Here is a 25,134-nt window from a genome sequence, read left to right on the forward strand (position 1 = left end):
AAGTAAGAATAGGAGTGCTTTTTTGTGGACCAGTTCGATAAAACAATGAAATTCAGTGTTGATGAACGTAAAGAAGAAAACGTAAAAGCGGTACTCACTAACGTTTATAACACATTGGAAGAACGCGGCTATAATCCTATTAACCAAATTGTCGGTTACCTTCAAAGCGGAGATCCAGCCTATATTCCGCGCCATAATGAAGCCCGTAATCAGATTCGCCACGTTGAACGCGATGAAATAATGGAAGTTTTAGTTAAGAACTATGTTTCCAAAGAGATAAATGGTTAGAATTCTTGGGCTTGATGTAGGCACAAAAACAATCGGTGTAGCTTTAAGCGATGCACTGGGTTGGACAGCTCAAGGACTTACCACGCTTAAAATTAATACACCGGCCGGCGATTACGGCATAGCTCAGGTCGTTGAAATTGCAAAGACCAACGAAGTGGATACCATCGTTGTCGGCCTGCCGAAAAATATGAACAATACAATCGGTGAAAGTGGTGAAAGATCGCAGCACTTCGCCAAATTACTTGCGCTTGAACTCACAGATGTTAAAATAACTCTGTGGGACGAGCGGCTGAGTACAGTAGCGGCTGAAAGATCCCTGCTTGAAGCAGATTTATCACGCAAGAAAAGAAAAGCGGTTATCGATAAGATGGCGGCAGTATTTATATTACAGGGGTACTTGGATAACCCGCACAAAGGAGCATAATTATGAGCGAAGAAAACACTGAATTTAACAAAGAAGAAGAACTGCTTACACTTTATGATGAGGACGGTTCGGAAGTACTTTACCGCAAGATGCTGGAATTTTATCACCCAGATTTCGATAAAAACTACGTAATCTTAGCTGAAGAAGGTAATTTCAGCGATGAAGAGGAAGACATAGAACTTATTCCGATGATTAATGTACCGGACGAAGACGGTGACGGCGGTAAATTCCTGCCGGTTGAAACTGACGACGAATGGGATATGATCGAAGAAGTAGTTAACACGCAGATGGACGACTATGACGAGTAAAATGCTTTCAGCTTCCAATAATTTATTGGAAGCTATTTTTTCAGATAGGAGATACAGATGAGCAAATACGATGATGTTAAATTTTCTAAAAATGTTTCATCGTACCTGACTCTGTTCATCGTGCTGGCACTGCTTATTGTAATTATTATCGGTATCATATCCGCATTTTTATACATACGCGGAGGCCTGCAGCCAGTAGACGAGAATTCCACGGAAACGGTAGAACTCTCAATTGACGAAGGATATTCCGCCGGTGACATCGGAGATATTCTGGAAGAACAGGGCATCGTTAAAAATGGTACGATGTTTGAATTATATTTACGTTTAAACAGTATTTCGAGCTACCAGGCAGGAACTTATCAGATGTCTCCGGCCATGGATTTTGAGCAGATAGCAAGAACGCTTGAATCCGGCACGGTATATCAGGAAGTGCTATACCGTGTAACAGTGCCTGAAGGATACACTCTGGAGGAAATCAGCACGCAGCTGGAAAATAATCTGCCGGTGTCGGGCGACGATTTTATGGCACTGATGGAAGATGAAGAATTCATTCAGGAACTGATAGCAGAATACCCTGACATGTTGACTGATGAAATTCTAGCTGAAGATATTAAGTATCCTCTTGAAGGCTACTTATATCCTGCAACCTACGATATTACAACTGAAGAACCTGATTTAAAACAGCTTGTGAGAAATATGCTCGATGCTACTGAGCAGAACAGCTACAGTCTGTTTACGTCCGTACCGGATTATACTATAGAATATGAAGGCGAGCCTATGGAACTCACTTTCCATCAGTTCCTGACATTCTCTTCTCTTATCGAAGAAGAGGCGACGTCTCTTGCTGACCGTTCACGCATTGCGAGCGTCTTTTTAAACCGTATGTCTGTCAATCCGGCTATGCCGCTGCAGACTGATCCGACAGTGCTCTATGCTCTCGGAGAGCATCAGGAAGTTGTCTTGTACGAAGATCTCGAAGTGGATGATCCATATAATACTTATATAAATACAGGATTAACACCGGGGCCGATTGCGTCACCGGGCCAGGAGTCTCTGCAGAGCACGATGAATCCGTCCGATACTGATTATTTCTATTTCCTTGCTGACAGTGAAGGTAATAATCACTTTGCGGAAACTTATGATGAGCATCTGGCTAACAGAGAACAATATATAGATAACCAGTAATCAGCTCTTTTCAAAAAGAGTGAATTATGGTACTATCTTTTGTAATGGATTAACAACTGATAACTTATGTTATCAGTTGTATTTTTTGTATATGGTGATCAGATGGAACTTATAAATTATGTAAAAGATTTAAATACGAATGAAGAACTGTTCCCTGCTGTTCACCGGTACGCAGTGGAAAACCGCGTGCCGATTATAGACAGCGATGCACTGAATGTTGTAAAACAGTACATCGCAATTAAAGGTGCTAAAAATATTCTGGAAATCGGTACGGCGATCGGCTACAGCGCTCTGCATTTTGCAAGCGCGGGGCAAGGTGTTCATGTTACTACGATTGAAAAAGATGAAGCGAGCCATGAAACAGCCAGAGAGAATATCAGTGAAAGTGACTACAGCAGTAATATTAAAACGATTTTAGCTGATGCTAAAGAAGCTGATCTCGGCAATGCTCAATTTGACTTTCTTTTTATCGATGCGTCTAAAGGGAATAATCAGCTGTTCTTTGATAAATATAAAAAATATTTAACTGAGGATGCTTTAATTATCGTCGATAATATTTTTGTCCGCGGTCTTATTGCAGATGATGATGTAGAAAATAAAAATAAGCGCAAACTGAGGGACAAAGTCAGAGCGTTTAATCAGTCAATGAAAGACAGCGAGTATACGACTTCATTTTTAAATGTCGGCGACGGCTTGCTTGTAATTTACTAAGGGTGTGTAACAGAATGGACAAACCGACAATAATCGGTATAGCCGGAGGTTCCGGTTCAGGGAAAACATCAGTAACAAGAAAAATTATGGAATCCCTGCAGGGGCACAGTATTGTTTTAATCGAACAGGACTACTATTATAAGGATCAGAGTGACAAGACGATGGAAGAACGTCTGCAGACGAATTACGACCATCCCTTTGCCTTTGATAATGATCTGCTGATTGAACATATCAAGCAGCTGATCAACCGCGAAACAGTAGATATTCCGACTTACGATTATACCAATCATACGAGAAGCAGTGAAACGATAAGAGTGGAGCCGAAAGAAGTCATTATCATCGAAGGTATTTTCGCTCTTGAAAATGAAGAACTGCGCAATCTTATGGATGTAAAATTATACGTAGATACTGATTCTGATATTCGTATTTTACGCCGCTTGAGCAGGGATATTAAAGAACGCGGACGTTCGATGGATTCAGTCATTGAACAGTATTTATCAGTTGTGCGGCCGATGCACCTGCAGTTTATCGAACCGACAAAACGCTTCAGTGATATAATAATTCCGGAAGGCGGCGAGAACATGGTTGCGATAGATATTATTACAACTAAGATTCGCACGCTGGTAAACGAATAAAATATTAGAAGTAATTTAAATAACGGAGGATTTACGATGGAAAACAAAAAAGAATACCCAATGACACAGGCTGGATATGACCAGCTTCATGTAGATTTAGAAGAATTGAAAACGGTTAAAAGACCGGAAGTTGTAGAGAAAATCAAAGTTGCCCGCAGTTTCGGAGACTTGTCAGAGAACTCCGAGTACGATGCGGCGAAAGATGAGCAGGGGTTTGTCGAAAAAGAAATTACTAAAATTGAAGAAATGATCAGACATGCTGTAATTATTGAAGATACAGGAGATAATAATACTGTATCTCTCGGCAAAACAGTAACATTTAAAGAAGTTCCAGACGGTGATGAAGAGTCTTATCAGATTGTCGGAAGCGCGGAAGCTGATCCGTTTGAAGGTAAAATCTCCAACGAATCTCCGATGGCGCAGTCACTTCTTGGAGCAAAACTGAAAGAAGAAGTTAACGTTGCTTTACCGAACGGCAATGAAATGAAAGTCAAGATTGTTAAAATTGACTAATTATACAATTGGAATTATCGGTGCTATGGAGCCGGAAGTTGAACTGTTAAAAAATGCGATGCTCATAGAAAAAGAAGACAAGCTTGCACATACAACAGCTTATACAGGCACATTAAACGGTAAAAGTATAGTGCTCGTCCAGTCCGGTATCGGCAAGGTCAACGCGAGTATTATTACGGCGCTTATGCTTGAGTGTTACGATATAGATTATGTAATTAACACCGGAGTCGCAGGCGCCATGGGAGAAAATCTTAAAGTGACTGATATGGTGGTATCAACTTCGGTTGCCCACCATGACGTCGATGCAACTAATTTCGGCTACAGCTACGGCCAGGTTCCCGGCATGCCGGAAGTATATACAAGCGATGAAAATCTGATCAGACGAGCTCTCGATGCTCTATCTTTAAATGATGAGATTAATGGTGCGAGCGGTCTCGTTGTGAGCGGGGATTCCTTTATCGACAGCAATGCTGAAAAAGAACATATTTTTAAGCATTTTCCAGAGGCAATGTGTGTAGACATGGAGTCTTCAAGTATTGCGCAGACCTGCTGGCAGTTTAACACGCCGTTTGTCATTATCCGCTCCATGAGCGACTCTGCAAATGATGCAGCGGATATGAATTATGAAGAATTTCTCGCGAAAGCTTGTGTTCACTCGTCCGAAGTTGTAAAATCATTATTAAGAGAACTGTGATGTGGAGGTTACTATGTTATTTTTAATGATTCTTGCAATTGTAATAACGGTTATTATCGGTTTCGTTGTATTTACTGAAACTGACACAGAAGATCCTGAAATAATCGAGTAAGCGAAGCGCACCTTAATTTTAAGGTGCTTTTTTTGTGTTAATATGAATTTAATTTCCGGGGAGATATTATGAAAATTATAGAAGATAAGTTTCTGCCAAGTCATTTTGTCAGCCGGTATGAAGATATTACGCCGGAATTTTTAAAAGCGCATAATATTAAAGCTGTAATGACAGACCTTGATAATACACTGGTCGCTTTTGACGCGGCTGATGCTGATGATAATGTTTTAAAATGGATAAAAACACTTGAAGAGTCGAACATTAAACTGCTCATTTTGTCGAACGGTAATCATAAAAGAGTGGCGGGATTTGCAGAACCGCACGGTATTGAATATATTTCTGCAGCAAAAAAACCGATGCTTACCAATTTCCACAGGGGATTAAAAATACTCGGCACTAAAAAAGCGAATACCGTAATGGTCGGCGACCAGCTGATGACGGATATACTTGGGGCAAACCGGGTAAATATCAATAGTATTCTCGTCGTGCCCGTCAAAGAAAAAGATGGCTGGGCGACCTACTTAAACCGCAGAATAGAACGTGTTATAATGAAATACTTTAAAAGAAAAAACATGATTACATGGGAGGAATAATGTGACTGATATAAAATGTGTCGGATGCGGAAGCATTTTGCAGACAGAAGATAAGAATAAAGAGGGGTATATTCCGGCAAGCGGACTTCATAAAGAAGAACCGATCTGCCAGCGCTGCTACCGTTTAAGACATTATAATGAAGTACAGGAATTAAATGTGGATTCAGGCGACTTTTTAACAATGCTGAATTCGCTGTATGAAACGGACAGCCTGATTGTCAAAGTAATTGATGTGTTCGATTTTGAAGGCAGTATTATCCCGTCATTCAACCGTATTGTCGGAGACAAAAAAGTACTTGCTGTAGTGAATAAAATAGATTTGTTCCCTAAATCCACAAATACAAGCCGCCTTGTTGAGCGGGCTAAGAAAATGCTGAAAGACGCAGGTATAACTGCAAATGATACAGTTGCAATCAGCGCCTTAAAAGGACAGAACCTGGATGGACTGATGAAAAAAATCAGTGATATGGCAGATGGAAAAGATGTATACATTGTCGGCACGACAAATGTCGGCAAGTCGACATTAATTAATAAACTGCTTGAAGACAATACCGGCTTAAAGAATGTTATTACGACGAGCAACATTCCGGGTACGACACTCGGGATGATCGATATTCCGCTCGGTGATACCCAGACCCTGTACGATACTCCGGGAATTGTCGTCGATTCACAAATTTCACATTATGTGAAAGTAAACGATTTAAAATACGTTTCACCAGCTAAAGAAATCAAAGCAAAAACTTTTCAGTTAAACAGTGGTCAGACGCTCTTTATCGGCAACCTTGCCAGAGTGGATTACACATCAGGAGATGCCAACAGCTTTTCTGTCTACTGTAATCATCACTTAAATGTGCACCGTACGAAAACTGTCAATGCAGGAGAGTTTTACGATAAGCATTATAATGGTCTTCTGGCGCCCCCTGAACTTGAAGAAGCTTACTTAAGCACAAACTTCGACATTCATGAGCTCGAGCTAGATCAGGCCAGCGACATTTTAATCAGCGGACTGACTTTTGTATCGGTGGCAAAATCAGCGGCCGTCACAGTGACTGTACCGAAAGGCGTTAATGTGTCCATACGTTCGACTATTTTTAAAGGAGTGCAGTAAAGATGAATTATGCTGTAATCGGCTATCCTGTTAAACATACTTTGTCACCTGTTATTCACGATGCAAACTTTAAAGCACTGAATGTTGAAGCGGATTACATGGCGCTGGAAGTCACCCCTGAAGAACTGGCGGACATAAAAGCGCTCGTTAATGAATATAACTTGTCAGGCTTCAACGTTACCGTGCCTCATAAAGAGAAGATTATGCAGCATTTAGACTGGATTGCGCCTGCAGCAGAAAAAATTGGCGCGGTAAATACAGTCCATGTAAAAGATGGGCGATACTACGGTTATAATACCGATATTACAGGCTATATGAAGGCATTTAACGATGCCTTTGGAACAAAGTGCCGCCGTGTGCTTATTCTCGGTGCAGGCGGTGCGGCGAAGGCTGTCCATCGTGCACATGCCGATAACGGTGATGAAGTAACAGTGATCGCGCGGAGAAGAGAAAGTTTTGAATCGTTTAAAACTGCGGACTTTAACGGCGTGCTGAATACCGAATTCACAGGGGGAGCCTATGATGCGGTAATCAATGCAACCCCGCTCGGACTGAAGGGTGAAGATGTATTTGAAGCCTTCCAGCTGGACACTTCATTTATCACAGATGATACCGCAGGAATGGATTTAATTTACAATCCGGCGGTGACACCTTTTATGAATTACTTTAATAACAACGCGAATGGTCTCGGCATGCTGGTTAACCAGGCACTCGATGCCTTTGAAATATGGACTGGGAAACAGGGAAGCAATAAAGCGGTGCAGGCTGCACTGCAACAATACATGGAGGAAAGAAAATGACATTAACAGGTAAACAAAAACGCTATTTGCGTTCACTGGCACACCATGAGAAGCCGCTGTTTCAAGTAGGTAAAAATGGTGTTACAGAAAGTTTTGTTGAACAGTTCGAAGATGTTCTGGAAAAAAGAGAACTGGTTAAGGTATCAGTACTGCAAAATTGTATGGAAGATAAAGACAGCATCGTTGAATCACTCGTCCATGGCACAGGTGCGGAACTGGTACAGGTAATGGGCAATACGATTGTACTGTACAGAGAATCAAAGGAAAACAAAGAAATTAAACTGCCATGAAAATAGGTGTATTCGGCGGGACATTTGATCCGGTGCATAACGGACATATTAATGCTTTCGCGGAAACTTATATCGGCTTGGAACTGGATCAGGTGATTATCGTGCCGACCTTTATCTCTCCCTTAAAAAAACAGGCAGGTTCCAGTGACAGTCATCGTTTAAATATGCTGAAACTTGCAGTTGAAAATTATGATTTTGCAGAAATAGATACTTTTGAAATCGATCAGCAAGAGGTAACGTATACTTTTGACACATTGAAGTATTTGCGGAACAAATATCCTGACGATGACTTGTATTTTATAATCGGAACAGATCATTTTATTTCTTTTGATAAATGGAAGAATGCTGACAAGTTGCACAAACTTGCGAAATTTACTGTGCTCGATCGAAATGACGAGCTGTATAATATTAAACCTCCGTTTATAAAATTAAATACGAACATCGTTGAAGTTTCATCGACCCTTATCAGAGAGAGATTAAAAACAAATACTGAAGTCAGGCATTTAATGCCTGAAGAGGTCTACAGATATATTAAGGAGCAGCGATTATATGAAACGTAAAAAAGCATTGAAAGTTGCAGCAGAGAAATTGCCGAAGAAAAGATTTAAACACTCCGAACGGGTGGCGGAAACAGCAGTAAAAATGGCGGAAATATTTAACGCAGATAAGGAAAAATGTTTTCTCGCCGGTATACTGCATGATTATTCGAAATACGATGAATTAAGTAAAATGTACCAGACAGTGACGACTGAAAAACTTGATCCGGAACTGCTTCAGTATAAAACTGAAGTGCTGCACGGACCAATCGCAGCAGTTAAGATGAAAAATAAGTTTGATATTACTGACGAAGAAATATTAAACGCGATTGCGCATCACACGTCAGGAAGAAAGCAGATGGGGATTATCGAAAAGATTATTTTTGTCGCAGACTACATCGAACCTAAGCGCAGCCAGCCAGGCGTCGATGATATACGCGATATTGTCTTCGGGAAGAATAATCTGGATCTCGCGGTATATTCGATTACGAAAGCGAATATCAGACATCTGCTGAATAAAGATTCTACGATTTACCACAAGACATTAGAATGTCTTAATTATTATAATATGGCCAGGGAGTGACAGGATGCAAAGTAAAGAAGTATTGGAATTAATGGTGCAGGCATGTGACGATAAACGTGCTGCAGATATAAAAGTATATGATGTAAAAGAAACGAGCCCGGTGACAGACTACTTTGTTATATGTCACGGGAATTCAGAACGCCAAGCGCAGGCAATCAGCGACGAAGTGCGGGAAGTCGCTCATAAAAACGGCCTCGATATTAGTATTGAAGGACAGAAAGCCGGCAAATGGATTCTCTGTGACGTCGGTGATGTTATCGTTCATATATTCTTAAAAACAGAACGCGAATATTATAATTTAGAGCGTTTATTTAAAGATTCCGGTGATACTATTGGAGGCTAGCGAATACAAAACATTCGCCGAAGTATACGATATCCTGAATTATGATATGCCGTATAATTTGTGGCTTGACATAATTAATGAAGTTAAAGGTGATGCCGCCTCCATACTTGATATCGGCGCAGGCACCGGAGAGATTTTAAAAATGCTGCGGGCAAAAAGAAAGCTCGGCATTGATAACTCGGAGGAAATGATTAAAATTGCGAGAGAAAATGATCCGGTGAGCGAATACAGGGTGCAGGATATGGTTACGATGGAGCTGGATGAAACATTTGAGCTCATTACAGCTACAGCCGATGTGCTGAATTATGCACCTTCCAGAGAAGCTTTTGCTGCAGTTTTAAAAAATGTATATAATCATTTATCAGCAGGCGGCGTCTTTATTTTTGATGTCCATACTGAACATAAAATGCAGAATGATTTTAATTATGAATTATATTCCGACAGTACGGATGATATTTTTTACACGTGGCAGACAGTACCCGGTGAAGAAGAACTCAGTGTTTGGCATGAATTGACATTTTTCATTCGGAATTCCGGAGACTTATATAAAAAGTACGAAGAAACTCATTATCAGCAGACTTATAAACACAGTGAAATTTTAAAAATGATTAATGAAGCAGGCTTTATAATCGATAAATCATTCAGCGACTTTGATATTACTAATGTTATTACTGAAGTGGCTGAAAGAAATTTTTATATACTGAAGAAATAACTTTTAAAGTTTTACAGGTTTATAAATTAACTTGTACGAAAAAAAAATAAAGCGCCGTTTTTCCCTATATATAGTATGAGAGGTTATTTATATGGAGGGGAAAATGATGGATATCAAATCCTTTTTTGAACAGTACAAGTTTTACGCAGCGGGTATACTTATAGGACTCGCAATTATTGTTTACTTTGCAGTCACGAGCTTTGCAGCACCCGAGGAAACTTTTAGTTTTGAGCACTCAGCTGACGAAGAACCGACGGCAGAAGAGTCTAAAGAAGAAACAGCAGTACTTTCATCGACGCTGTTTGTTGAAGTAAAAGGTGCAGTTAAACTTCCAGGCGTGTACGAACTGCCTATCGATGCGAGGGTTAAAAATGTTCTTGATATTACCGGTCTTGCTGATAATGCAGATCTTGCGACGGTAAATCAGTCTGCCAAACTTGCCGATGAAATGGTAATCTACGTTCCCTTTGAAGGGGAAATAGAGGAGGCGACAGCAGATTTATTTACAGGAAGCGGAGTATCAGACACCGGGACTGAACTCGTTAATATTAATACTGCGGGCATTGCAGAACTTACAACCTTGAACGGCATCGGCGAGAAAAAAGCCCAGGCGATTATTACTTACCGGGAAGAACAGGGGCTGTTCAGTACTCTTGAGGACTTAAAAAATATACCCGGCATCGGCGACAAAACGTTCGAAAATCTAAAACCGTATATTACTATAAACTGAGGTGGCACTATGCGAATCAACTGGCATGAATATTTTATGGCGCAGGCAATGCTGCTGTCGCTCCGGTCGACATGTGAACGTCTCAGCGTCGGCGCGACCATCGTTAAAGATAACCGGATTATCGCAGGAGGCTACAACGGCTCTGTATCCGGCGAGGTGCATTGTGTGGATGAAGGATGCTACGTAGAGGACGGTCACTGCATCAGAACTATCCACGCAGAGATTAACGGACTGCTCCAATGTTCGAAGTTCGGTGTGTCGACAGAAGGCGCTTCGGTCTATGTCACTCACTTTCCGTGTGTGCATTGTACAAAATCACTGATTCAGGCAGGTATTAAAAATATATATTATCGGGCCGATTATAAAAATCATCCGTATGCGCTTGAATTGCTGGATAAAAATAATGTACACTATGAACTGGTCGAACTCGACAGTAAAAAAGTGAATATGTATTTCGAGTCAATATCATGACTTTATTTTATTTTTTGATATCGATTATTACTGGATGCACGATAATTATAAGCCCCTTGACGGGCTTATTTTTTTATGCGATTTTACTGTACAGCTGTTATTTAAAAGGGCGGAGTCTGTGGTTTAAAATCAGTTTATCTCTTAGCGCGGCAGCTGCTGCGTTTATTTATTCAGGAGAAGCTCCGGATTTCTCTACGAGTACGCTGTCCCATATTGTGATAGAAGATTATAAATATTACACTGACAGTCTGCATTACATCGTAACCAGTGATGACAGGACTTACGAGATGTATGACGAAGCGGGAAGTGCTGCGCTTCGAATAGGGGACATCTGCACAGGCAATCTGCCCGTATCACTGCCCGCGGAACAGCGTAACTTTATTAAAAATGACGGACAGCAGACATTGAGAATTAATGAACTCTCCGGCAGGATATATTTGAATGATGCAGCTACTTTAAAATGCGAATCCGGCAGTCTGACTTTCTCGCAAAAATTTTCTTTAATCCGCTACAAGTATATGTCAAAAGTGCTGGATTCTTCTTTACACGATTATAAATTCGACATACTGACACTTTCTGTCGGCAATAAAAACTATATCAGCCCGGAATTTTTTGATGCACTGCAGAAGCTCGGGATTTATCATCTGTATGTCATTTCCGGAACGCATGTCGCTTTTTTAAGTGCTGTAATCTTCGGGATTCTAAAGTTTTTCCGGCTGCCTGTAAATATGATTAAAGTCATTATTATAATTTCTCTGATCTTCTTTCTATTTTTGAATTTCTTCTCGCCGAGCGTGCTCCGTGCTGTATTTATGGGAGTCCTGCTTCTTGTCTGTTCATTTTTCAAACAAAAACCTTATCTTGCCATCATTTCATTAAGTGCTCTGATTCAGCTTATAATTAATCCCTATGTCATTTACCATGCCGGTTTTCAGCTGTCGTATGTCACCACTTATTTTATTCTGCTGGCCCGCCCCTTATTTATGAACTATGCCAATATAGTTCAGCTGATTCTTATTACAGTAATCAGCGAGCTGTCGACTTTGGTTATCGTTCTTATAAATTTTAATGAAATAAGCATCAGCGGCCTTATATTGAACTTATTTTTCGTGCCCTTGTTTTCATTTATAATTTTTCCGAGTGTGATAATTTATAACATTCTTTTGTTTTTTCATGTACCTCCTGCAATCGATACGCTGTACCACTTTCTTTACACCTTGATGAAAGACAGTATATATTATCTTGCCGGGGCGTTTAAACACCGGTTTCCGGTAAAAAATCTCCCGGATGTGAGTATTATTATAATGCTGTTTCTGACATATCGTCTGTCTGTGCATGTTCTTACATTCAAACTCAAAAAAATTATCAGCTGTATTTTGGTATTTCTGTTCGTTCTCTTTTTGAGCCAGCAGCATTTAAACAGGGATTTTACGCTGACCATGGTCGATGTCGGCCAGGGAGATGCTTTTGTGATCCGAGATCACAAAAATAAGAAAACGGTGCTGCTCGATACGGGCGGGACATATCAGCATGATGAGAACCGGATTAATTTAAGCGATAAAACACTCCTGCCTTATTTAAAAGAACAGGGTGTGGATTTTATCGATGTAATTATCATCAGCCATCTGGATCTCGATCACAGCGGGGAAGTTCTGAATATACTCAGCAAAAAGAATGTGGGGAATATAATAATGAATACAGAAGATGTTAAATTCGATGACTGGCTGAAAACTGTAAGTTATGAACACCGGGGGCTAATTAGAAACAGCGGGGATATGGAAAGCTTTTCTGTCGGAAATATTCATTTTAATCACCTGATTGTGCCGGGTGCTGCCCCTGATTCCAATGAACAGTCCGTCGTCTTAAAAGCACACTTGAACAGCTTCAGCATTTTGTTTACAGGTGATATCGGTCTTGTGACCGAAGCAGAACTCACAGCTCTCTATAATCTGGAAAGTGATATTTTAAAAGTAGGTCACCACGGCAGCGATACATCGAGCGGGAAGGAATTTATCAATGCTGTAGAACCGGAAATTGCTTTGATTTCAGCGGGGGTAAATAACCGTTACGGACATCCGCATGCGAGTGTCCTAGAAAATTTAGCCGCGAGCAGAATTATCAGTACGAAAGATAAGGGAATGGTGGAGTTTAGTATAAATCATGATATAATATGTATCCGTGCAAAATTTGGGGACAGTGAACAGTGCCTGAAAAAAGACACAAAAAAAGAGCCGGAAGGCCGGCCCGAATGAAAAAATCGATTATCCTGCAACGATAGCGAATACTTGTGGAATAACATAAATTACAGTAAGTGCCACAAATCCAACTATAAAAGCAAGACCAGCATCGATAACGTCATTGTTTTTTGACTGAACATTTTTCTCAAACTTATTCATGTAATTACCCCCTAAACACTTACTTACAGTATAGGCTAAATTTAATTAAAAAGCTATAATAGATTTATAAACTTTAAGGAGCATCATTTATGGAATTGCTGCAACTTCTGTATGGCACTAATATTATCCGCATAGAAGATAAAATCAAAAGTATTGCTAAAGAGTATGTCGGAGCTCTCGACGATTTTAACTATACAAAACTTAATTTTAAAGAAACACCGGTTGAACAAATTATAGAGGAGGCCCAGACACTTCCTTTTCTCGCTGACAGAAAAGTGATTGTCGTCGAAGAGGCGATTCTTTTTACCGCTCAGAAATCAGGCACCTCAGTGAGCCACAATATTGATCTTTTGATTGATTACCTTAAAAATAAAAGTGATGACACGCTCATTATATTTACAGTGCTTTCAGAAAAGCTGGATAAAAGAAAAAAGGTGACGAAATTAATCACTGAGCGCGGCAAACTGATTGAAATTAACGAAATGAATGAGAGTGAGCTTACGAACTATGTCCGCTCGGTTTTCGACCAGAACGGTCTCGAGATATCCACGGAAGCCTTGAATATGCTGCTTGAAAAAACAAGTTATAAATATGAAGCTGTACATAATGAAGTGACGAAACTGGTGCTGTATGCAGAAGGGAATATTACGACTGAGGATGTTGAAGAAGTTGTCAGTGTTTCACTGGAACAGAACGTTTTTCTGCTCACGGATTTTATTTTAAAAAATGAAAAACAGAAAGCTGTCAGACTCGCTAGAGAATTGATTCTGCAAAAGGAAGAACCTATGAAACTGCTCCATCTTGTTATCGGACAGTTCAGGCTGCTGTATCAGGTGAAAATTTTAAACGGGGAAGGGTATCAGGAAGATAATATAGCAAGAGCGCTGAAAGTCCATCCGTACCGTGTTAAACTTGCACTCAGACATACTAGAAAATATCCGCTAGATGCACTCTTAAAAAAAATGATTGTCTGCCGCGATATAGACTATAAGTTTAAATCGAGTTATTTGGACAGGAATGCACTGTTTGAGTTATTTATACTGGAAATATAAAGCTAAAAAGACAAAAATAAAAAAACCTTCATAAAGAAGGTTTTTTTATTAGTTAGCCATTAATTTTGATTTAAGACGGCTTGCTTTGTTAGCATGAATTTGATTGCGTTTAGAAGCTTTGTCAACAAGTTTGACAGCTTTAGAAACTAACTCAGCTTGATTCTCAGCATTTTCACTCTTAGCAGCTTCAGCTTGTTTAACTGCTGTACGCATAGCGTTTTTCTGAGCAATATTAAGATTCTGAGCAGATTCGTTAGTTCTAACACGTTTAATCGATGATTTAATATTAGGCATAATGTCACCTCCGACATAAAGTTGTACAACTTTTATTGCAACAACAGATATTTTATCAAATATAAGCTTATTATGCAATAATCAATCCGAAATGAATTGAAGTTAGTGCTCTGCATTGATATAATTATAACATTGTAAACATGAAGAGAGTTGGATTTTAAATGAACAATATGGAACGTTTGAAAAGGCAGGAAAATATAAGGAACTTCTCTATCATTGCTCATATAGATCACGGCAAGTCATCTTTGGCTGATAGGTTACTGGAAAACACGCGCTCGGTAGAAGGCCGCGATATGAAAGCGCAGCTTTTAGATTCGATGGATCTTGAAAGAGAACGCGGTATTACGATAAAGCTGAATGCTGTCCGTTTAAAGTACACAGCTGAAGACGGGGAAGAGTATACCTTCCACCTGATTGATACACCGGGGCACGTCGACTTCACTTATGAAGTATCGCGCTCGCTTGCAGCCTGTGAAGGGGCAATTCTAGTTGTCGATGCAGCCCAGGGTATTGAAGCTCAGACGCTGGCAAACGTTTACCTTGCCCTAGACAATGATTTGGAATTGATTCCGGTCGTTAATAAAATTGATTTGCCTGCTGCAGATCCGGACAGAGTCGCAGCAGAAATAGAAGATGTAGTAGGACTTCCCGCGGAAGATTCAATTTATGCTTCTGCAAAAGCAAATATCGGTATCGAAGAAATTCTCGAACGTATAGTAAAAGACGTTCCTGCACCGGATGGTGATCCGGAAGCACCCCTGAAAGCTCTGATTTTTGACTCTGTCTTTGATCCGTACCGCGGTGTTATTTCGTCGATTAGAATTGTTGACGGCACTGTTAAGGCGGGCGACAAAATCCGCATGATGTCTTCCGGCAAGGATTTTGAAGTGAACGAAGTCGGCATCAACACGCCGAAACAGCTCGCTGTAGATGAACTGACAGTAGGAGATGTAGGTTATATATCAGCATCGATTAAGAAAGTCGGCGATTCTATGGTCGGAGATACGATTACCGGAGCGGAAAATCCGGCGTCAGAACCGCTGCAGGGTTATAAGAAAATGAATCCGATGGTTTTCTGCGGAATGTATCCGATCGACTCTTCAAAATATAACGATTTGCGCGAAGCACTTGAAAAGCTTGAACTGAATGACTCTTCGCTGCAGTATGAACCGGAGACATCCCAGGCATTAGGTTTCGGTTTCCGTACAGGTTTCCTCGGACTGCTTCATATGGAAATTGTCCAGGAGCGTATCGAAAGAGAATTCGGGATTGATCTGATTGCGACAGCACCTTCTGTTATATACAGCGTCGAGTTAACCGACGGCACAACGGTCAGTGTTGACAACCCGGCGCAGATGCCGGATCCGCAAAAGACTGAACGCATCCAGGAACCTTACGTTAAAGCGCAGATTATGGTGCCGAACGATTACGTCGGTGCTGTTATGGAATTGTGCCAGAAAAAACGCGGCAACTTTTTAACGATGGATTACCTCGATGATGTGCGTGTGAATATCATCTATGAAATTCCTTTATCGGAAATTGTCTTCGATTTCTTCGATCAGCTTAAATCTCACACAAAAGGTTACGCATCCTTAGATTACGACTTTATCGGCTACAAGGAATCGAAACTGGTGAAGATGGATATTCTCTTGAACGCAGAAAAAGTGGATGCACTGAGTTTTATCGTGCACAGGGATTTTGCTTATGAGCGCGGCAAAGCAATCGTTGAAAAACTGAAAAATATCATCCCGAGACAGCAGTTCGAAGTACCTATTCAGGCAGCAATCGGACAAAAAATTGTGTCGAGAACAAACATTAAATCGATGGGTAAAAACGTACTGTCGAAATGTTACGGCGGAGATATATCGCGTAAGAAGAAATTATTAGAGAAACAAAAAGAAGGTAAGAAGAAGATGAAAGCGGTAGGGAACGTTGAAATACCGCAGGAAGCTTTCCTCGCCGTCTTAAAAATGGATGAAGATTAACAACACCAAGAGGAGAAATCATTTGATTTCTCCTCTAATTTTAGGAGGAATTTAATGGATAGCATGTATGTCCATATCCCATTCTGCAACCGAATCTGCACTTATTGCGACTTCAATAAGGTGCTGATTAAAAACCAGCCGGTAGATGAATATATTACGGCACTCATCAGCGAGCTCGGTTCTTACGAGAAACAGACGCTTAAAACGATATACGTCGGCGGCGGGACACCGACTGCGCTGACTGTCAGCCAGCTTGACCGTCTCTTAAAATTTATGACTGATCATTTTACTGTAACGGATGAATTTACTTTTGAGGCGAATCCCGACGAACTGACATCAGAAAAACTCGATGTCCTGCATAACTACGGAGTGAACCGGGTAAGCTTAGGCGTGCAGACATTTAATAACGATCTCTTAAAAGTTCTCGGCAGGACTCATAATTTCGATGATATCTTTAACAGTATTAATCACTTGGAGAAAATCGGTCTGACAAATTACTCGCTCGATCTGATGTATAATCTCCCGGGAGAAACGTTTGATGATATAGATATGAGCCTGAAATATATCAGCGAGCTGAAGCCGAAACATATTTCATGGTACTCGCTGATTATCGAGCCCCATACTGTTTTCTACAACAAGATTAACCAGGGAAAGATGAGTATTGCAGGAAGTCTTGAAGAAGGTGAGAAGTACGATAAAGTCATCGGAGGTCTTGATGCACTCGGCTATCCTCAGTATGAAATATCGAACTTTTCAAAGAGTGAATTCGAGTCGATGCATAATAAAACTTACTGGCTGAACGAGCCCTATATCGGTGCCGGCGCCGGCAGTCACGGCTACACAGGGGAATCCAGATACTACAATATAAAACCGGTGAATCATTATATTAATAATATGAACGAGCACGGTTCTGTCATTAAAGAACAGTTAAAACTGACTCAAAATGATAAGTTTGAAGAGGAAATGTTTTTGGGACTGCGTTTGAACAAGGGTGTCTCGGAAGCCCGCTTTAAAGAAAAATACGGCCTCCCAGTCGATGCGGTATACGGCAAAGTACTTGAGAATCTATTAGAACGCAAACTGCTGGACAGACGAAGCGGTTATATATCCTTAACCGAAGCGGGACGTATGATTGGCAACGATGTTTTCGCAGAATTTTTACTGTAAAAAAGAAAGCGGGTTTAATTGTTGACATTCTTTGACCTATTTGATAAATTAGAATTAGCACTTGGGACGAAAGAGTGCTAAAGAGGTGATTCTTTGCTGACAGAAAGGCAGGAAATCATTCTTACATTTATCGTAGATGATTTCTTAAATGTAATGACACCTATCAGTTCTAAATATTTACTGGACAAATATAATTTCGATGTTTCAAGCGCGACGATCAGAAATGAAATGGTTGCACTTGAAAAAGAAGGCTTTTTAATTAAGACGCATACGTCATCCGGACGTGTGCCGTCGAGAAAAGCACTGAAATTCTACATCGAAGAACTTAAACTGAATATTGAACAATCACCGGCAAAGTCCTTTGAGCTTTTTTCTGACACGGACAATCTGGAGAATTTAACCGATGAACTTGCACTGACAATCAGCGACAGGACGAAGTATTTAACTCAGGTGTCGCTCACAGCGGATAATGAAACTGTTAAAGGTCTTTATATAACTCCGCTCACCGATACTGCAAGCATTGCTATTATCGTATTAAACAGCGGAACAGTCAGGCAGATGCCTGTTAAAACGAGCCGTGATGTAACGATTGATGATTTCCAGAAACTGAGCAATATTTTTAACGAGCTGCTGCTCGATAAAAACCTTGGCGACACCCGTGTCATCTTAAAGAACAATCCTTACGTCCCGCCGGGTATAAAAGATCTGTACGACCAGGTGACTGCACAGATTATGGCATCAGTTGAAGTGCAGAAACGAACGATTGGTCATGCGGGTTTTAATTATTTACTGCAGGACATGAGAAACGAAGTAGAAACGCTCGAGCATTTATACGGCGATATCGAATCGGAAGCGCTGTATAAATCTGTTGAGCAGCTTGCATCAAACGATGTGAATATTTACTTCGGTGATGAACTGGATGAAAGTTATAAATCACTTTCAGTCATTACAACTAATTTTGACCACGCTGGACTGAGTGGTAATTTAATTGTTGTCGGCCCGGAACTGATGGGCTACAAACATGTTATTAAATTACTCCACTCATTTAAAAAAGGAGTGTAGGCATTGACTAACGAAGAAGAAAAAGAAAAAGTTGACGAAACTGCTGAAACTGCTGCTGAAGAAACAAAGAAGCAGGAAGAAACTGAAACAGAGAACACAAAAACAGAGGATACTGCAAAAGAAATATCAGCAGAGGAAACTTCTGAAGAAAACTCTGAACCATCAGCAGAAGACGAACTTCTTTCTATGAAAGAGCAGCTTGAGGAAAGCGAGAACAAGTATTTGAAACTCTATGCTGAGTTTGAAAACTTTAAACGCCGCAACCGCCAGGAAACTGAACTGAACAATAAGTACAAAGATCAGAAGTTTGCAGAAGACTTGCTGCCGGTAATCGATAACCTGGAACGTGCGCTCGCTATTAAAGGAACAGATGAAAGTTTCAACGCTCTCCACAAAGGGGTTGAAATGGTGTACAACAATCTTGTTGAAACACTTGAAAAACATGAGATTAAAGCAATTGAGGCTCTAAACCAGCCATTCGATCCGAACTTCCATCAGGCAGTGATGACCGAAGAGTCTGATACAGAGAGTGATATTGTGATTGAAGAATTCCAAAAAGGTTATATATTAAAAGACCGTGTCATCAGACCGACAATGGTCAAAGTAAGCGAATAATATTAAATTAATTGGAGGAATATATAAATGAGTAAAGTAATCGGTATAGACTTAGGAACAACTAACTCAGTAGTATCAATTTTAGAAGGCGGAGAACCTAAAGTAATTCAAAATGCTGAAGGTAACCGTACAACGCCTTCTGTAGTATCTTTTAAAAACGGTGAGCGCCAGGTCGGCGAAGTAGCTAAACGCCAGGCAATTACAAACCCGAACACGATTATGTCAGTTAAAAGACATATGGGTACAGACCATGTTGAAAAAGTAGAAGATAAAGAATATACACCGCAGGAAATTTCAGCGATGATTTTACAAAACTTAAAAGAAACTGCTGAAAGCTATTTAGGCGAAAAAGTAACGAAAGCTGTCGTTACAGTTCCGGCATACTTCAATGACTCAGAACGCCAGGCGACAAAAGACGCTGGCCGCATTGCAGGACTTGAAGTGGAACGTATTATTAACGAGCCGACTGCAGCAGCTCTTGCATACGGTCTCGATAAACAGGATAAAGAAGAAAACATTTTAGTATTTGACCTTGGCGGCGGTACGTTTGACGTTTCTATTTTGGAACTTGGCGACGGCGTATTCGATGTACTTGCAACTGCAGGTGACAACCGTCTCGGCGGTGACGACTTTGATGATTTAGTTATCGATTTCCTGGTCGACACTTTCAAAGCTGAAAACGGCATTGACTTATCCAAAGACAAAATGGCAATGCAGCGTCTGAAAGATGCAGCTGAAAAAGCTAAAAAAGATTTATCAGGTGTATCATCTACACAAATCTCATTACCATTCATCTCAGCGGGTGAAGCAGGACCATTGCATCTTGAAACTACTCTGTCACGTGCGAAGTTCGAAGAACTGACTCACGGACTTGTTGAAAGAACTATGGGACCTGTACGCCAGGCGCTTAAAGATGCTGGTGTCAGCAAATCTGACATTGATGAAATTATTTTAGTCGGCGGTTCAACTCGTATTCCTGCAGTTCAGGATGCAATTACGAAAGAACTAGGCAAAGAACCTAACCGCAGTGTGAACCCTGACGAAGTAGTAGCGATGGGTGCAGCAGTTCAGGGCGGTGTGCTCACAGGTGATGTTCAGGACGTAGTTCTTCTAGACGTTACACCATTATCACTAGGTATTGAAACGATGGGGAATGTATCTACAGTTCTTATCGAAAGAAATACGACAATTCCTACAAGCAAGTCACAAGTGTTCTCTACGGCAGCTGATAACCAGCCGGCAGTAGACATTCACGTTGTACAAGGTGAAAGACCGATGGCAAGCGACAACAAAACTTTAGGACGCTTCCAGTTAACGGATCTGCCGCCAGCACCAAAAGGTGTACCGCAAATCGAAGTTACTTTTGACATCGACAAAAACGGTATTGTAAACGTTACTGCTACTGATAAAGGTACAGGCAAAGAACAGAAGATTACTATCGAATCAAGCTCTAACCTGACTGATGATGATATCGACAGAATGGTTAAGGAAGCTGAAGAAAATGCCGATGCTGACAAAGCGAAAAAAGAAGAAGCTGAGCTCCGTAACGAAGCTGACCAGTTAATCTTCTCTGCTGACAAAGCTGTCGAAGATCTCGGCGACAAAGTTGAAGCATCAGAAAAAGAACAAATCGACAGTGCTAAAGAAGAACTGAAAACAGCTCTTGAAGGTACTGACTTAGATGAAATCAAAGCGAAAAAAGAAGCGCTTGAGCAGGCAGTTCAAGGAGTTACAACTAAACTTTATGAACAAATGGCCGAAGAGCAGCAAGGCGCAGCGGATGCAGGTGCAGAAGCAGATAATGCTGATGACGATGTAATCGATGCGGATTATAAAGAAGTAGATGACGAAGAAGATAAAAAATAAAATCTTCAACACTTAAGTCAAAGCCAAACGCATTGGCTTTGACTTTTTTAAATGGTATTATATTGACTGTTGGAGGGAAAAATTGTGGCTAAAAGAGACTTTTATGAAATACTCGGTTTAGATAAAAACGCAACACAAGATGAAATAAAGAAAGCATATCGTAAATTATCAAAGAAATATCACCCGGACATGAAAGACGGGTCTGATGAAAAATTTAAAGAAGTAGCTGAAGCGTATGAAGTGCTGTCTGACGACAATAAGCGTGCGCAGTACGACCGTTTCGGACATGAGGGTATGAATTCCCAGGGCGGCTTCGGCGGCGGTGGAGGATTCGGCGGTGCCGGCGGCTTTGGCGGTTTTGAAGATATCTTCAGTTCGTTTTTCGGCGGTGGCGGCCAGAGAGATCCGAATGCTCCTAGAAAAGGTGACGATCTCCAGTATACGATGACGGTTACTTTTGATGAGGCTGTCTTCGGCGCGACTAAAACAGTCACGATTAAAAAAGATGTAGTCTGCGACGTCTGTGACGGTGAAGGTACTAACCCCGGCACGTCAAAATCTACATGTAAAACATGTTCAGGTGCAGGTAACGTCTCAGTAGAACAAAATACACCATTCGGCCGTGTACAGACACAGCGCACATGTCCTACATGCGGAGGGACAGGCCAGGAAATCGAACACCCGTGTGATAAGTGTAAAGGTCACGGCACAGTTCAGAAAAATGTTGATATCGAAGTGAAAGTGCCTGAAGGTATTGACAACGGGCAGCAGATACGTCTGTCGGGTCAAGGTGAACCTGGTATTAACGGCGGACCTGCAGGAGATCTGTATATCGTATTCAGAGTTAAGCAGGATGCTAAATTTACTCGTGACGGCGATGATATCCATTATGAGCTTAAAATTTCATTCGCCCAGGCCGCTCTCGGTGATGAATTGAAAGTTCCGACAATCAATTCGTCAGTCATGCTGACCATACCTGCCGGCACGCAGTCCGGAAGACGCTTCAGACTGAAAGAAAAAGGTGTGAAAAACGTCCAGGGCTTCGGCTACGGCGACCAGTATGTAACAGTGACTGTTGTTACGCCTACACGACTGTCTGAACAGGAACGGGAAGTATTTAAGAAACTTGCAGATATAAACGGTGAGACTATCAGCGAGCAGCAGGAAAATATTTTTGATAAAACAAAACGATTCTTTAAAGGTGAGTAAACTATGAAATGGCATGAAGTCAGTATCAGCACTAAAGAAGAGAACGAAGAACAGTTTTCAATATTCTTAAATACAATCGCAAAAGGTGTTTCAATCGAACATTCCGTTGATATATTAAAAGCTAAAACTGAGGATTTTGATGAGAAATTCCGGCTGAATCCGAAAGACTATCCGGACAGCGACATACGTATACTCGTTTATTTTGATGAAACATATAATATCGATGAGCAGCTGGATAAAATCAAAAAATTTATCGAAGAAACTCCTTTAGCAGAAAAAGAAGAAATTGAAATTAATACCGGCATTATAGATGAGATGGACTGGGAAAATGAGTGGAAGAAATATTTTCATAATTTTAAAGTCGGCAGAAACTTCTTAATCGTTCCTTCGTGGGAGTATGCTGACGTCGACATTGCCGATAGTGACAAGGTGATCAAAATTGACCCCGGCATGGCATTCGGTACTGGCGATCATGCCACGACGAGTCTGTGCCTGACTTTTCTGGAAGATATAATTAAACCCGACGATAAAGTAATCGATGTCGGCACGGGTTCCGGGATTTTATCAATTGGTGCTTATTTACTCGGCGCGAGAGATATTAAAGCAACTGATATTGATGAATTGTCACTGCAGGTTTCAAAAGAGAACTTTGCTTTAAATGACTGCGGTAAAGACATTGCGGTCATGCCTGCCGATCTGTTAAAAGATGAAACCGAAAATTATGATGTTATCGTAGCAAATATTCTTGCTCATATTATAGATGATATGATTGATGATGCTTACAAACTGCTGAATAATAACGGACGTTTTATTGCGTCTGGCATTATCGTTGAAAAACGAGATGATATTATCGCGCATATGAAACAGGCAGGTTTCTCAATTACTGATGTTCTTGAAGAAGAAGGCTGGGTCGCAATATCGGCTCTGAAGGTGGCATAATGCAGCGGTATTTTATCAAAGGAACAGTCTCGCTTAATGAAACGTGTGTTATGGACGATGAGCATGTGCATCATATTAGAAATGTAATGCGCGCCAAAGCCGGAGATAAGTTTAATGTAGTCGACGGGGAGGGCAATGCTTATCTCGTCCGACTGACTGATCTTGAACCGGTATCATATGAAGCGATAGAAAAAATAGAGAATGAAGTTGAGCTTCCGGTAGATATTACACTGTATTCACCCTTCTTAAAGGGAGACAAGATGGATCTTGTGATTCAGAAGTCGACCGAGCTCGGGGTTCATGACTTTATCTTGTATAAAGCTGAACGCAGCGTCGTTAAACTGGATGCTAAAAAAGAAAAGAGCAGGCTTTTGCGCTATGAAAAGATTGCGAGAGAAGCTTCTGAACAAAGCAGACGCACTAAAATACCGAGCATTTCATTTGCTGGAGCACTGAAAACTATTGATTTCACGCAATATGATCTTGTTTTATTTGCTTATGAGGATAACAATCTTACCGGCAGTTCAATAAAAGATATTCTCACGCGCACCAGTGTAAAGACGATTGCTGTTGTTTTTGGGCCCGAAGGCGGTTTTACCGAAACAGAAGCTGATATTTTTAAAACTTATGAGAATATCGCACTCGGGCGCAGAATTTTAAGAGCGGAAACAGCGCCGCTCTATGCACTTTCTGTAATTGGAAGCTACTATGAATAACTCGTTTGTGGTATCATTACGAGGAATATAAATTATTGGGAGTGTCATTAAAATGAACGCAGCAAAGTATATCGACCATACATTATTAAAACCGGAAGTTACTGATAAAGAGATTTCAGTACTGTGTGACGAGGCGCATGAACATGGTTTCTTCAGCGTCTGCATCCAGCCGTCTTGGGTTAAAACTGCCGCAGAAAAGCTTGCTGAGAGCGAAGTTAAAGTATGCACAGTAATCGGTTTTCCTCACGGTGCAACTACATCAGAAGTTAAAGCATTTGAAACTAAAGATGCTATTTCAAACGGTGCAGATGAAGTGGATATGGTAATTAATATCGGCCAGCTTAAAGCAGGCAATCTCGATTACGTAAAAGAAGACATTAAAAGCGTCGTAGATGCTGCTAATAAAGAAGCGCTTGTTAAAGTTATTATTGAATCGTCACTGCTTACAGAAGATGAGGTTGTGACTGCTTCAAGATTAGCACAAGAAGCAGGTGCGGATTTCGTTAAAACATCTACCGGCTTTAATGGCGGCGGAGCCAGTGTGGAAGCTGTTGCGCTTATGCGCCTGACAGTAGGCGAAGACATGGGCGTTAAAGCAAGCGGCGGCGTACGCTCTTATGAGGATGCCAAAAAGATGATTGAAGTCGGAGCTACAAGAATCGGCGCTTCAAGCGGAATCGCAATTGTTAATGGAGAAGTTTCAGAGAGCGATTATTAAATTACAGTTGACTGAAACAAATGTAGTATATTATAATATTAAAGTACATAGTATAGTCTATGTGAATTAGCCTTTTGCA

Annotated in this window: 31 protein-coding genes; 29 read left to right on the forward strand and 2 right to left on the reverse strand. The window is 40.8% G+C overall.

Annotated features, from left to right (window positions below):
* Nucleotides 1-24: 24 nt before the first annotated feature.
* The 19 genes from IR135_RS03035 to IR135_RS03125 all read left to right on the forward strand — a co-directional run bounded on the left by IR135_RS03035 (nt 25) and on the right by IR135_RS03125 (nt 13,288).
* Nucleotides 25-288 (forward strand): IreB family regulatory phosphoprotein, encoded by a 264-nt coding sequence (locus tag IR135_RS03035; protein WP_035808527.1) that lies wholly within the window; start codon nt 25-27, stop codon nt 286-288.
* Complete coding sequence (gene ruvX, locus IR135_RS03040) at nt 281-712, forward strand: Holliday junction resolvase RuvX (RefSeq protein WP_115884437.1); 432 nt, start codon at nt 281-283, stop codon at nt 710-712. The genes IR135_RS03035 and ruvX overlap by 8 nt, the downstream gene beginning before the upstream one ends.
* A gap of 2 nt (nt 713-714) precedes the next feature.
* Nucleotides 715-1,020 carry a DUF1292 domain-containing protein gene (locus IR135_RS03045; protein WP_115884436.1) on the forward strand — a complete coding sequence of 102 codons (306 nt, stop codon included), beginning with the start codon at nt 715-717 and terminating at the stop codon, nt 1,018-1,020.
* A gap of 57 nt (nt 1,021-1,077) precedes the next feature.
* Nucleotides 1,078-2,205 (forward strand): endolytic transglycosylase MltG, encoded by a 1,128-nt coding sequence (gene mltG, locus IR135_RS03050; protein ID WP_135096616.1) that lies wholly within the window; start codon nt 1,078-1,080, stop codon nt 2,203-2,205.
* 102 nt (nt 2,206-2,307) lie between these two features.
* On the forward strand, nt 2,308-2,916 hold the full coding sequence (locus IR135_RS03055; RefSeq protein WP_135096618.1) for an O-methyltransferase: 609 nt from the start codon (nt 2,308-2,310) through the stop codon (nt 2,914-2,916).
* A gap of 14 nt (nt 2,917-2,930) precedes the next feature.
* A complete protein-coding gene (gene udk / locus IR135_RS03060; RefSeq protein ID WP_135096620.1) occupies nt 2,931-3,551 on the forward strand; it encodes a uridine kinase in 621 nt (206 codons plus the stop codon).
* A gap of 36 nt (nt 3,552-3,587) precedes the next feature.
* Entirely contained in the window at nt 3,588-4,064 is a 477-nt protein-coding gene (greA, locus tag IR135_RS03065) for a transcription elongation factor GreA (RefSeq protein ID WP_115884433.1), read from the forward strand.
* Complete coding sequence (locus IR135_RS03070) at nt 4,057-4,758, forward strand: 5'-methylthioadenosine/adenosylhomocysteine nucleosidase (protein WP_135096622.1); 702 nt, start codon at nt 4,057-4,059, stop codon at nt 4,756-4,758. The genes greA and IR135_RS03070 overlap by 8 nt, the downstream gene beginning before the upstream one ends.
* Before the next feature lie 180 nt (nt 4,759-4,938).
* Nucleotides 4,939-5,463 carry a YqeG family HAD IIIA-type phosphatase gene (locus IR135_RS03075; RefSeq protein WP_135096624.1) on the forward strand — a complete coding sequence of 175 codons (525 nt, stop codon included), beginning with the start codon at nt 4,939-4,941 and terminating at the stop codon, nt 5,461-5,463.
* Between the two features lies 1 nt (nt 5,464).
* Nucleotides 5,465-6,571: a ribosome biogenesis GTPase YqeH gene (gene yqeH / locus IR135_RS03080; protein ID WP_135096626.1), complete on the forward strand. Its 1,107-nt coding sequence runs from the start codon at nt 5,465-5,467 to the stop codon at nt 6,569-6,571.
* A gap of 2 nt (nt 6,572-6,573) precedes the next feature.
* Nucleotides 6,574-7,371, forward strand: coding sequence for a shikimate dehydrogenase (gene aroE / locus IR135_RS03085; protein WP_135096628.1), 798 nt, complete (start codon nt 6,574-6,576; stop codon nt 7,369-7,371).
* Nucleotides 7,368-7,661: a ribosome assembly RNA-binding protein YhbY gene (yhbY, locus tag IR135_RS03090; RefSeq protein WP_115884428.1), complete on the forward strand. Its 294-nt coding sequence runs from the start codon at nt 7,368-7,370 to the stop codon at nt 7,659-7,661. Before aroE ends, yhbY begins: the two co-directional genes overlap by 4 nt.
* On the forward strand, nt 7,658-8,221 hold the full coding sequence (gene nadD, locus IR135_RS03095; RefSeq protein WP_135096630.1) for a nicotinate (nicotinamide) nucleotide adenylyltransferase: 564 nt from the start codon (nt 7,658-7,660) through the stop codon (nt 8,219-8,221). Before yhbY ends, nadD begins: the two co-directional genes overlap by 4 nt.
* Nucleotides 8,211-8,780, forward strand: coding sequence for a bis(5'-nucleosyl)-tetraphosphatase (symmetrical) YqeK (yqeK, locus tag IR135_RS03100; protein WP_135096632.1), 570 nt, complete (start codon nt 8,211-8,213; stop codon nt 8,778-8,780). The genes nadD and yqeK overlap by 11 nt, the downstream gene beginning before the upstream one ends.
* 4 nt (nt 8,781-8,784) lie before the next feature.
* Nucleotides 8,785-9,123 (forward strand): ribosome silencing factor, encoded by a 339-nt coding sequence (gene rsfS / locus IR135_RS03105; RefSeq protein ID WP_135096634.1) that lies wholly within the window; start codon nt 8,785-8,787, stop codon nt 9,121-9,123.
* On the forward strand, nt 9,113-9,835 hold the full coding sequence (locus IR135_RS03110; RefSeq protein ID WP_135096636.1) for a class I SAM-dependent DNA methyltransferase: 723 nt from the start codon (nt 9,113-9,115) through the stop codon (nt 9,833-9,835). Before rsfS ends, IR135_RS03110 begins: the two co-directional genes overlap by 11 nt.
* Nucleotides 9,836-9,938: 103 nt before the next feature.
* A complete protein-coding gene (locus IR135_RS03115; RefSeq protein ID WP_228063399.1) occupies nt 9,939-10,565 on the forward strand; it encodes a ComEA family DNA-binding protein in 627 nt (208 codons plus the stop codon).
* A 9-nt stretch (nt 10,566-10,574) separates the two neighbouring features.
* Nucleotides 10,575-11,036, forward strand: a complete 462-nt coding sequence (locus tag IR135_RS03120; RefSeq protein ID WP_135096640.1) for a ComE operon protein 2 — start codon at nt 10,575-10,577, stop codon at nt 11,034-11,036.
* Entirely contained in the window at nt 11,033-13,288 is a 2,256-nt protein-coding gene (locus tag IR135_RS03125) for a DNA internalization-related competence protein ComEC/Rec2 (RefSeq protein WP_135096642.1), read from the forward strand. The genes IR135_RS03120 and IR135_RS03125 overlap by 4 nt, the downstream gene beginning before the upstream one ends.
* Before the next feature lie 9 nt (nt 13,289-13,297).
* On the opposite strand, the gene IR135_RS03130 is transcribed toward IR135_RS03125, so the two are convergent.
* Entirely contained in the window at nt 13,298-13,432 is a 135-nt protein-coding gene (locus tag IR135_RS03130) for a YqzM family protein (protein ID WP_135096644.1), read from the reverse strand.
* A gap of 89 nt (nt 13,433-13,521) precedes the next feature.
* On the opposite strand from IR135_RS03130, the gene holA reads away from it, so the two are divergent.
* Nucleotides 13,522-14,484, forward strand: a complete 963-nt coding sequence (gene holA / locus IR135_RS03135) for a DNA polymerase III subunit delta (RefSeq protein WP_135096646.1) — start codon at nt 13,522-13,524, stop codon at nt 14,482-14,484.
* 48 nt (nt 14,485-14,532) lie between these two features.
* On the opposite strand, the gene rpsT is transcribed toward holA, so the two are convergent.
* Nucleotides 14,533-14,778, reverse strand: a complete 246-nt coding sequence (gene rpsT, locus IR135_RS03140) for a 30S ribosomal protein S20 (RefSeq protein WP_115884418.1) — start codon at nt 14,776-14,778, stop codon at nt 14,533-14,535.
* A gap of 161 nt (nt 14,779-14,939) precedes the next feature.
* Between rpsT and lepA the strand changes: the two genes are divergently transcribed.
* The 9 genes from lepA (at nt 14,940) to deoC (ending at nt 25,055) form a co-directional block, all read left to right on the forward strand.
* The gene (lepA, locus tag IR135_RS03145; RefSeq protein WP_135096647.1) at nt 14,940-16,763 is read left to right on the forward strand and encodes a translation elongation factor 4; all 1,824 of its coding nucleotides are present in this window, start codon (nt 14,940-14,942) and stop codon (nt 16,761-16,763) included.
* A 54-nt stretch (nt 16,764-16,817) separates the two neighbouring features.
* Nucleotides 16,818-17,930 carry a radical SAM family heme chaperone HemW gene (gene hemW / locus IR135_RS03150; protein ID WP_135096649.1) on the forward strand — a complete coding sequence of 371 codons (1,113 nt, stop codon included), beginning with the start codon at nt 16,818-16,820 and terminating at the stop codon, nt 17,928-17,930.
* A gap of 93 nt (nt 17,931-18,023) precedes the next feature.
* Nucleotides 18,024-18,992, forward strand: coding sequence for a heat-inducible transcriptional repressor HrcA (gene hrcA, locus IR135_RS03155; protein WP_135096651.1), 969 nt, complete (start codon nt 18,024-18,026; stop codon nt 18,990-18,992).
* Between the two features lie 3 nt (nt 18,993-18,995).
* Nucleotides 18,996-19,607, forward strand: coding sequence for a nucleotide exchange factor GrpE (grpE, locus tag IR135_RS03160; RefSeq protein ID WP_135096653.1), 612 nt, complete (start codon nt 18,996-18,998; stop codon nt 19,605-19,607).
* A 27-nt stretch (nt 19,608-19,634) separates the two neighbouring features.
* Nucleotides 19,635-21,473, forward strand: coding sequence for a molecular chaperone DnaK (gene dnaK / locus IR135_RS03165; RefSeq protein ID WP_135096655.1), 1,839 nt, complete (start codon nt 19,635-19,637; stop codon nt 21,471-21,473).
* Between the two features lie 84 nt (nt 21,474-21,557).
* The gene (dnaJ, locus tag IR135_RS03170) at nt 21,558-22,682 is read left to right on the forward strand and encodes a molecular chaperone DnaJ (RefSeq protein WP_135096657.1); all 1,125 of its coding nucleotides are present in this window, start codon (nt 21,558-21,560) and stop codon (nt 22,680-22,682) included.
* A gap of 3 nt (nt 22,683-22,685) precedes the next feature.
* Nucleotides 22,686-23,621, forward strand: a complete 936-nt coding sequence (prmA, locus tag IR135_RS03175) for a 50S ribosomal protein L11 methyltransferase (RefSeq protein WP_135096659.1) — start codon at nt 22,686-22,688, stop codon at nt 23,619-23,621.
* Complete coding sequence (locus IR135_RS03180) at nt 23,621-24,337, forward strand: RsmE family RNA methyltransferase (RefSeq protein WP_135096661.1); 717 nt, start codon at nt 23,621-23,623, stop codon at nt 24,335-24,337. Before prmA ends, IR135_RS03180 begins: the two co-directional genes overlap by 1 nt.
* Nucleotides 24,338-24,383: 46 nt before the next feature.
* Entirely contained in the window at nt 24,384-25,055 is a 672-nt protein-coding gene (deoC, locus tag IR135_RS03185) for a deoxyribose-phosphate aldolase (RefSeq protein WP_209307405.1), read from the forward strand.
* Nucleotides 25,056-25,134: the final 79 nt, after the last annotated feature.

Origin of the sequence: Jeotgalicoccus nanhaiensis (assembly GCF_015235105.1) — a bacterium.
Classification (GTDB): domain Bacteria; phylum Bacillota; class Bacilli; order Staphylococcales; family Salinicoccaceae; genus Jeotgalicoccus; species Jeotgalicoccus nanhaiensis.

Excerpts from the sequence above, each read along its gene's own strand:
- IR135_RS03125 (WP_135096642.1), top strand. The coding sequence starts at position 11,033 with ATGACTTTATTTTATTTTTTGATATCGATTATTACTGGATGCACGATA.
- rsfS (WP_135096634.1), top strand. The coding sequence starts at position 8,785 with ATGCAAAGTAAAGAAGTATTGGAATTAATGGTGCAGGCATGTGACGAT.
- holA (WP_135096646.1), top strand. The coding sequence starts at position 13,522 with ATGGAATTGCTGCAACTTCTGTATGGCACTAATATTATCCGCATAGAA.
- IR135_RS03075 (WP_135096624.1), top strand. The coding sequence starts at position 4,939 with ATGAAAATTATAGAAGATAAGTTTCTGCCAAGTCATTTTGTCAGCCGG.
- yqeK (WP_135096632.1), top strand. The coding sequence starts at position 8,211 with ATGAAACGTAAAAAAGCATTGAAAGTTGCAGCAGAGAAATTGCCGAAG.
- prmA (WP_135096659.1), top strand. The coding sequence starts at position 22,686 with ATGAAATGGCATGAAGTCAGTATCAGCACTAAAGAAGAGAACGAAGAA.
- udk (WP_135096620.1), top strand. The coding sequence starts at position 2,931 with ATGGACAAACCGACAATAATCGGTATAGCCGGAGGTTCCGGTTCAGGG.
- lepA (WP_135096647.1), top strand. The coding sequence starts at position 14,940 with ATGAACAATATGGAACGTTTGAAAAGGCAGGAAAATATAAGGAACTTC.
- rpsT (WP_115884418.1), bottom strand. The coding sequence starts at position 14,778 with ATGCCTAATATTAAATCATCGATTAAACGTGTTAGAACTAACGAATCT.
- IR135_RS03115 (WP_228063399.1), top strand. The coding sequence starts at position 9,939 with ATGATGGATATCAAATCCTTTTTTGAACAGTACAAGTTTTACGCAGCG.
- ruvX (WP_115884437.1), top strand. The coding sequence starts at position 281 with ATGGTTAGAATTCTTGGGCTTGATGTAGGCACAAAAACAATCGGTGTA.
- nadD (WP_135096630.1), top strand. The coding sequence starts at position 7,658 with ATGAAAATAGGTGTATTCGGCGGGACATTTGATCCGGTGCATAACGGA.
- IR135_RS03055 (WP_135096618.1), top strand. The coding sequence starts at position 2,308 with ATGGAACTTATAAATTATGTAAAAGATTTAAATACGAATGAAGAACTG.
- greA (WP_115884433.1), top strand. The coding sequence starts at position 3,588 with ATGGAAAACAAAAAAGAATACCCAATGACACAGGCTGGATATGACCAG.
- dnaK (WP_135096655.1), top strand. The coding sequence starts at position 19,635 with ATGAGTAAAGTAATCGGTATAGACTTAGGAACAACTAACTCAGTAGTA.
- IR135_RS03120 (WP_135096640.1), top strand. The coding sequence starts at position 10,575 with ATGCGAATCAACTGGCATGAATATTTTATGGCGCAGGCAATGCTGCTG.
- IR135_RS03045 (WP_115884436.1), top strand. The coding sequence starts at position 715 with ATGAGCGAAGAAAACACTGAATTTAACAAAGAAGAAGAACTGCTTACA.
- hemW (WP_135096649.1), top strand. The coding sequence starts at position 16,818 with ATGGATAGCATGTATGTCCATATCCCATTCTGCAACCGAATCTGCACT.
- yhbY (WP_115884428.1), top strand. The coding sequence starts at position 7,368 with ATGACATTAACAGGTAAACAAAAACGCTATTTGCGTTCACTGGCACAC.
- IR135_RS03130 (WP_135096644.1), bottom strand. The coding sequence starts at position 13,432 with ATGAATAAGTTTGAGAAAAATGTTCAGTCAAAAAACAATGACGTTATC.
- aroE (WP_135096628.1), top strand. The coding sequence starts at position 6,574 with ATGAATTATGCTGTAATCGGCTATCCTGTTAAACATACTTTGTCACCT.
- IR135_RS03180 (WP_135096661.1), top strand. The coding sequence starts at position 23,621 with ATGCAGCGGTATTTTATCAAAGGAACAGTCTCGCTTAATGAAACGTGT.
- mltG (WP_135096616.1), top strand. The coding sequence starts at position 1,078 with ATGAGCAAATACGATGATGTTAAATTTTCTAAAAATGTTTCATCGTAC.